Source organism: Oleiphilus sp. HI0043 (assembly GCF_001634935.1).
Genome location: NZ_LWEY01000639.1, coordinates 1 through 1,088, shown reverse-complemented (window position 1 = coordinate 1,088; position 1,088 = coordinate 1). Strand labels below are relative to the sequence as shown.

The window sequence follows — 1,088 nt, the reverse complement described above, 5'->3', positions numbered from 1 at the left end:
GGCTCAGCCTAATCTTTGCCGCGGGTTTACTCTACGCATGGAGTTACCAGCGAAGCAATTCTCTGCTACTTGCTATCCTGCTTCACTTTAGCATTAACCTGATTCACTTTAGCTTCTTCGTTTATCCTGCCTCTTTTACTCATTGATGACTAAGCACGCACTAAATTCTATTGGCAATAAGGCCACTTTCTTTCGAAAGCAGCCTTCTCTTAAGTCACTTGCGATTAGTGTAGGTCAGGTACAACACCCACCTGAGGCATTTCTGCCAAACCAATGTCTCTGGCATGTTCTTCAAACCCTTTGTTCTTCCAGAAGAAAGCCCCTGGCATGGTTGTAGGTACAACCAATACATAGAAGAGTGCACGACCAACTAACAACATAATGATCATGCCAAGCCCCGCAGCGATACCAATCAGTGCAGCTGAAATACCGGTAGGCGCCCAGATAAAGAAGACTGCAGAGATAAGCAAGCCAAGCACTAAGCTGACGTTTCTCGCCAAGTAAGTATTGCCAAACGTCGTCCACTGAATGTAGTGCGCTGCTGCGCCCTCTCCCTGTTCAGTATTCAGGTAACGAGCATGAGCAACAAGACCTATTGACTCAACCAGCAAGCCAATAAAGACCAGACCAGACAAGACACTCAGAAGTGGTGCAAAGCTTAAATCTTGAAGCGAATAAGCAATACAAGCAAACACGGCAAAAACAATTCCGCCGACACTAAACATACTGCCAAAGAAGCTGGTCAATACCTGCCAATGATTCCAGAACGGGCGAGCTTTAATTCGATAGATACAGTGCATGAAGTACAAACCTATCAAAGCAGAGATCACCGCAAAACCACCCGCAATAGATATCAGCAAATCTAGGATACCCAACTGCAACCATTCATTGATCGCAGACAACACGGTATAGCCACATAGGCCCGCGAAGAACATGGCTATACCCAAGGCTTCCCGACTAAGTGGTGACCAACGCAAGTTATTAAACCCACGGTAGAAACGCAAAGGCTTACCCAAGTGCAGCGTAGAAAGGAATAAACCCAAGGCCTGAACAAAAATCATCGCACCCAATAATGGATACTTCATCGC

Annotated in this window: 2 protein-coding genes; one reads left to right on the top strand and one right to left on the bottom strand. The window is 46.0% G+C overall.

The window, feature by feature from the left end:
• Nucleotides 1–11: 11 nt before the first annotated feature.
• Entirely contained in the window at nt 12–146 is a 135-nt protein-coding gene (locus tag A3729_RS34510; RefSeq protein ID WP_369820109.1) for a type II CAAX prenyl endopeptidase Rce1 family protein, read from the top strand.
• Nucleotides 147–224: 78 nt separating this feature from the next.
• Here A3729_RS34510 and A3729_RS07730 read toward each other — a convergent pair.
• A partial coding sequence (locus A3729_RS07730; RefSeq protein ID WP_197475668.1) for a DmsC/YnfH family molybdoenzyme membrane anchor subunit occupies nt 225–1,088 on the bottom strand: 864 nt, incomplete at its 5' end.